The sequence below is a fragment of the Sphingopyxis indica genome (assembly GCF_900188185.1).
Taxonomy (GTDB): domain Bacteria; phylum Pseudomonadota; class Alphaproteobacteria; order Sphingomonadales; family Sphingomonadaceae; genus Sphingopyxis; species Sphingopyxis indica.
Map to the genome: position 1 here is coordinate 1 of NZ_FZPA01000029.1, position 6,175 is coordinate 6,175.

Here is a 6,175-nt window from a genome sequence, read left to right on the forward strand (position 1 = left end):
CGTCGCTGCCGGTTGCTGCGCAGACGATCGCCCCCTCGGCCGCACCGGTGGAATGGGTGCGCTACGCCGAAGGAGCGACGGCGGCGGTCACCCGGCTGCTGGAGGCCGGTAACGAGACCGCCCTTCGCTTCCGGACCTATCCCCACCAGACCCGCCCCGCCGCGGACGAGGCGACGCCGCCGCTCGAACTCAAGATCTGGGTGGATGAAAGCGGCGTGGTCTCGCGCATGGAATTCACGCCATTCGCTCATGCAGAGCCTGGCGCCGACTTGCGCAGCCTTGTCGTCGGCCAGCGTCTGCCGGGCGAGCCGCCCGCCGATATGCTGCTGCCGATGCGGATCGCGATCCAGCTCGACGCGCCAGCTGCCCCGCCCCCGACACCAACCGGCGGTGCGCCGAAGGCCCGGTCCGGTCTCAACCGGACTTGACGGCGATGATGCCGAGTTAGTCGATCGCGATTCCTATGGTGATTGAACAATCGACGCTCTCGGCACGGTCGCCGCCGAACATATGAGCAGATGACCTTTGCCCATCGCGCGGCTACCTATGCTTTTCCAACCACCAATGAGAGTAACTGTAAGCAATGACTGGAAATGATCTCGCCGAAACCCTTGCCGCCGCTCATGGCCTGACCAAGACCGACGCCAGGAAATATGTCGATACCGTGTTCGCGGCGATCGGCGACGCCGCCGCCAAGGGCAACGAGGTGTCCTTGAATGGGTTTGGCAAGTTCTCGACAAAGAAGACGCCGGAACGTGAGGGCCGCAACCCTGCCACCGGCGAGGCGATGACGATCAAGGCCGCGACGAAGGTCAGCTTCAAGCCGGCCAAAGCGCTCAAAGACAAAGTGAACGGCTGAGGATCGGAATCGAGGAGGCAGCAATGACCGAGCCATACAAGGTCGATCAGTCGGCATTGCTGTCGCTCACTGCCGATATTGTGGCCGCGCATGTCGGCTCCAACCAGGTTGCGCAGGCCGATCTTCCGCTTCTGATCTCTTCCGTTCATGATGCGCTCGCCGGTCTCGGCGTGACGCCGGAGGAGGAAGCTCCGACGTCTGCGGTTTCGGTGCGAGCATCGGTTAAGCCAGACTATCTGGTCTGCCTGGAAGACGGCAGGAAGTTCAAGACGCTCAAGCGTCACCTGATGACGAGCTATGGTCTGACGCCGGATCAGTACCGCGCCAAATGGAATCTCCCTGCGGACTACCCCATGGTGGCGCCCGTCTATGCCGCGCGGCGCAGCGCGCTCGCCAAGGCAAGCGGCCTGGGACGAAAGAGAGCGGAGTTGCCCACCGCATCCGACGGTACTCAGCGCGATGGCGAACCATCCGCTGTCGCCACCGGACGCGCAAGCGGCGCAAATACGACTCCGCGGCGCAAGCGCGGTAGATTGAGCATATCAGTATAGGCGTTGAGCGGGATGGCGGGAAGCGAGTCGTTCAGTTGAAGCGCATGCCGAACAAGCCGCCAGTGTCGGTGGCATCAGTTAGCTTGACGTCAAGCAGATGCTTCCCGACGTCGAAACCATCACGAAATCCGTCCTTCGGCAGGGCATCCGAATTCATCGTGACGATGTATTGAAAGCCGACACTCTCGGCATGATCCGCTCCCAATTGCAGCGCCTTTGCCACCTGCCGCTCATCAACGCCGTCGAACAGATGACTGTCGTGGATCAGGAACCCAGGCCCGAGGCCCCGGCGGGCGGCGAGTTCAGCCATCATCAAATCAAAGCAGAATATCTGCATGTTGGTGATGCCCTTGCTACGCTGGCCATCAATGCGGACATCTACTTGCGGGCCATTGGTCGTCGCGCTGATCGTCAGGCTTCCTGCCTTTTCGTAGAGCGCATTTGAGAGATCCTCGAAGACAAGAATTGCCTCTTCGATCAGGCTCTCACGTTCGTGATGATCGTCCTGAAGCGTCTTCAACAGGCGCGCGCGCTCGATATCGAGTTCCGCCTTGGTGCTTTCGATCTCCTCGGCGGTCTTGAGGCGCTGTCTCAAGCCTTCGGCATCCGCTTCCGCCCGCCCGGCTTCCTGCTGGAGCAGCGCATAATGCTCCAGCGCCCCGCCGGATTGTAGAATCCCCATCAATTGCCGGCGTCGCCCATCCAGGCTTTCGCGGGTCCGGTCACGTTTACGGATACGCTCCTCTGCCGCCTGCACTTCCGACGTTAGGTGGGAGCGGCGATTCTGCACGACAGCCTGATGGAACTCCTCCACCTCATCGAAACGCCGTCCGACCGACCCAGGCAGCACGACGCCCGCTTCGCGATAAAGCCGATCAAGACTGGTCGATGCCGGCGGCAGCTCGCTGTCGATCGCAGCCTGCAATTGAAGGATCAGTTCCCGATCTGCCGTATTGTCGTCGCTGAGAGTTGATATCTCGCGGGTTATTCGCGACGCCTCCTGCTCCATCTCGGTATATTCGGGAACGACGGTGAATGTACTGACCTGATCCCGCAGGCGACGGGCGCGGGCCTCCGCAACGGTCATTTTAGTGCGCAGATCCGCCGCAGTGCCAAAATAGCGTCCTAGCCCGCCATCCTTCGCCGCCTTGCGCAGTTCCGTCATGGCGCGTTCGCGCGTCCGCACTTCCTGGAACTGCTGTGGAACACTGGCGTCAAGACCCAGCAGATAGCTGATGGCCACCTGCTGATCCCAACCCTGCTGTTTGGATGATTGTTGCGTCGGCGACAGAAAGCCGTCGCTGTTCTGCCGACGCACGAAATAGGAGAAAAGCGATCGGAAGGTGGGCCGGTATCGAATGGCCTCATCGCCATCGGGATTGGCGTTCAGGCCGAACATCAATGCTCCGAGAACCGTACGCCAATTTTCGTTACTGATGACCTGATCGCCGGTCTTGACTTCCAGCGACGGCGCGATCGGCCAGTTGGATGTGTCGCCTTGGATCGTAATGCGCGACGGCTTGGCACCGGAGCGCGCCACATCGATGAGCGCTGAGCCGATACCGACCCGCGCTTCGAACGAGTAGCCTAACAAGGCTTCGGACCGAAATATGCTGTCCTTGCCGGCATTGGCGCCGAACAGGAAGTGGATCAACTCGACCAGACTGGTCTTGCCGGCCCCGTTGCGGGACTGCCGATCGGTCGCACCTGCGCTCTTATCCGCAAGCAGAATATTGAGGCCAGGATGGAAGGTCAGGCTCTTGAAAGTAGGTAGATCGCTGCTGAGACCGTGGATCATGATCCGGCCTTCTGGAGCAGGCCGCGATCGAACTGCACGGCCTTGACCATGAACAGCAGATCCAAGGCCAACACGAACCAGTCATAACTGATCGGGGCCGAGACCGTGCGGTCGGCGCGCGCCGACCTGATCTCGTCCCACAGGCGCGACACAGTCATCGGTTCGCGCAGGCAGCCGAGCACATCGGCGCCAACGGCAAGGAGCGCCCGATCGGGACGGATATGTTTGGTCGGCAGAATCATGTCGCGTCAGCTCGAATCGCGTCCTCAAAAATGTCGCAACGCTCAAAAAAATAGGAAAGCACAGCAAGAACTGCGCCTTGTCGGCCGGGTTCGCCGGTCATCCCCCCGGTAAACGCCTGAAGCTCGCCGAAGATTTCATCGGCCGACAAGCCTGACGCCTTGAGTGCCTGATAGCGTACCCGAAAGGCCTGCGCGATCTCTTCTCCAAAATCCGGATCAGGCCACGCTGCGAAAAAGGCCTCGACCAACTGCTCCCTGCGACGACCTTGCCGTAGCAGGCCGGCTGCATCGTCAGACAGTGCATTATATTCCAGCTTCGCTGCCGAGGGCGCTGTAAGCGGCGGATCGGCATCCGGCTCTTGCCTCTGGATAGCCAGCAGGACTGGCCGCAAGGCCGTGAAATCGAGCCTTTCTAGAGCCCGATCCGACGGAACGGTGCCGAAGAGATCTTCGAGTTGATGAAGGGCCAACCCCATCACAATCGAGCGCAACTCGGCCTCACCGCAAACCGCTAGTGCCACGCTCGGATTAGACATTCCCAGGTCTGCCAGCTTCTGGACCGCTTCGGCGGCCAGGCCCCGCACGTCGTTATGAACGAACTCCCAGCGCCGCATCTTTGCCGCCCAGTGCCCAACAGCTCCGTTAAAGTCTTCATCGATCTTTGCGACAAGGGGATCGACTTTCATACTGTCGGGTGCGTAGCACTGAAATACCGTGCCATCGCTAGCGCGATAGCCGTCGCATTTCAGATCGCCCCGAGGGCCGTAGGGACGCACAGGCTGAAAATCGCCGGGATGAGCATGAGCCATGATGCGAGCGAACAGGGTTTCAAACGCCTTACCCCGCTCCCGCAAGAAGGCATTCTCAAACTTCAATCCGTACCCAAAGCGTTGCGTATCGTCCAAAACATCCCCCACTCATCGCCATAACCGCTCACAGCGCATCCGAGCAATTCGAAATACGCCTCCCGCACTCTGGCACCCAGCTTTCCTGCGTGTCAGAGCCGCAACGCCGTGGTGGAGGCTAGCGGGAGTCGCGCTTAACCCAATCGAATCCACGAGTTGCACCCTTGGGAATGTCTCAAGCGGCCATCGGTATCGGCTGAGCATCGTTTGCTTCGTCACTGCCTTCCACATCGCCAAGCCCCAGGAACCGCGTGAGCGCGGCCTGCCGCGACTGCCGGTCCAATGCGTAGGCGGTGTGTTTGAACGCCATGCCGTTCAGCAGGCCGTGGATATAGCCCGAGATCGTGTCGGCGGCCATGATGAGCGCCGTATCGAGCGTGTGGATATATTTGCTCGTCACGCTGCTGCGCGAATGCCCGATGATCGCGGAGATGGTCGCTTCGGTGAATCCGAGATCATTGCCGATGCTCGCGAAGCTGTGGCGCAGGACATGGGCTGTCATCCATTCGAGCTCAGTCCCCTTGAAGATCGCCTTCCACTGCCGTGGGAAGCCGCCGAACGCCTGATCGGACTTCCGCATCCCTGGAAACAGATACGTCCGTTCCTCCTCGGGGCAGAGATTCTCCAGCCTCTCAACAACGCGTAGGCCGATCGGGCGAACCGACGAGCCCTCCTTGCTGTCGTGGAGCCGGAGGCAACTACTGTCCGCGTCAAACTCGCTCCATTCCAGTCCAATGATCTCGCTGCGCCTTGCGCCCGTCAACGCGATGAGGCGGGCAATCTCGACTGTCATCGCATAGTTGGGATTGCGCCCCGCCTTGTCGAGAATCTCGCCGAACCGGCGATATTCTTCTTCGGTCAGCCGTCGTGTGCGAACCTGGTCCTTCGGCTTCTTCACACCCGCAGCCGGGTTGATGTCGATGATGCCTTGGTCCTTGGCATAAGTCAGAATACCGCCGAGCAACCCCACCGTGCGGTTCGCCGTGCCGGCGCCGCCCTTGACGATCGATCGGCCGCGGAGCTTCTTGGTCTTGACGTTCTGGCGGGTCTTTCCAGCCATCACATCTTTCAGAACCTTGTTCACGTCGGCCTTGGTCAGATCCTTGACGCGGCGCGTTCCGATCAGGGGCACGATATGCCGGTGGATGCGTCCCGTGTCGGACACGATCGTTCCCGGTCGTTTTGGCCGCCCACCCTTGCCAAGGATGAGCCCGTCTTCGAGGTCTTTGAGATAGAGGTCGCACAGCTCCTTGACCGTGATGGCCTTGTTGTCGAGATGCTTCTCCTCGGCGGGATTGTCGCCTTGGGCGATCCGTCCGAGAAGCACTTTCGCTTCCTTTCTCGCCATTTCCGGTGTCCAGATGCCGTGCAGACCAATCGTGAAACGGCGCGTTCGCCCGAGCGCGCGATACTGCACGAGATAGCTGCGCTTACCCGATGCGAACACGCGCAATCCGAAGCCCGGCAGCTCATCGTCCCACAGAAAATAATCCTTCTCGCGCAAAACGGCGGCATCTACGTTCCGCTTGTTGATCTTGGCCATTACGATACACCTCCGACGACAGGCCTGGTTCCACGGAAGCACCACGGAAGCAGATGGGAGCGAACTCCCGGCTAGGACAGCGTGCCATCGGCGTATTCTACTGGAAGGAAAAACTAGTGAATACAGTGTATTGGGGTAGATTGACGTAGAATAGCAAACCGTGGCGTGCCCTCAGTTCTATTCCTCCGAAGGCGAAGGTCACAGGTTCGAATCCTGTCGGGTGCGCCATTTCGGTTCAAAGGCACGAACGCCTAGCACCGCCGCCTCTACGCCAGAG

7 protein-coding genes are annotated in these 6,175 nt (G+C 60.4%); 3 read left to right on the forward strand and 4 right to left on the reverse strand.

What is annotated here, in order from left to right; translation table 11 throughout:
* From CHB69_RS20335 to CHB69_RS19420, 3 genes are all read left to right on the forward strand, one after another.
* On the forward strand, positions 1-428 hold a 428-nt coding region (locus CHB69_RS20335), incomplete at its 5' end, for a hypothetical protein (RefSeq protein WP_089217543.1).
* A gap of 155 nt (positions 429-583) precedes the next feature.
* Positions 584-859 (forward strand): HU family DNA-binding protein, encoded by a 276-nt coding sequence (locus tag CHB69_RS19415; RefSeq protein WP_047822233.1) that lies wholly within the window; start codon positions 584-586, stop codon positions 857-859.
* A 23-nt stretch (positions 860-882) separates the two neighbouring features.
* A complete protein-coding gene (locus CHB69_RS19420; RefSeq protein WP_089217544.1) occupies positions 883-1,410 on the forward strand; it encodes a Ros/MucR family transcriptional regulator in 528 nt (175 codons plus the stop codon).
* A 31-nt stretch (positions 1,411-1,441) separates the two neighbouring features.
* Here CHB69_RS19420 and CHB69_RS19425 read toward each other — a convergent pair whose 3' ends face one another.
* The 4 genes from CHB69_RS19425 to CHB69_RS19440 form a co-directional block, all read right to left on the reverse strand.
* Positions 1,442-3,208 (reverse strand): ABC-three component system protein, encoded by a 1,767-nt coding sequence (locus CHB69_RS19425; protein WP_089217545.1) that lies wholly within the window; start codon positions 3,206-3,208, stop codon positions 1,442-1,444.
* Positions 3,205-3,450, reverse strand: a complete 246-nt coding sequence (locus CHB69_RS19430) for an ABC-three component system middle component 6 (RefSeq protein WP_089217546.1) — start codon at positions 3,448-3,450, stop codon at positions 3,205-3,207. The genes CHB69_RS19425 and CHB69_RS19430 overlap by 4 nt, the downstream gene beginning before the upstream one ends.
* Positions 3,447-4,367: an ABC-three component system protein gene (locus CHB69_RS19435; RefSeq protein ID WP_245836976.1), complete on the reverse strand. Its 921-nt coding sequence runs from the start codon at positions 4,365-4,367 to the stop codon at positions 3,447-3,449. Before CHB69_RS19435 ends, CHB69_RS19430 begins: the two co-directional genes overlap by 4 nt.
* 163 nt (positions 4,368-4,530) lie before the next feature.
* On the reverse strand, positions 4,531-5,898 hold the full coding sequence (locus tag CHB69_RS19440; protein WP_089217547.1) for a tyrosine-type recombinase/integrase: 1,368 nt from the start codon (positions 5,896-5,898) through the stop codon (positions 4,531-4,533).
* Positions 5,899-6,175 lie beyond the last annotated feature (277 nt).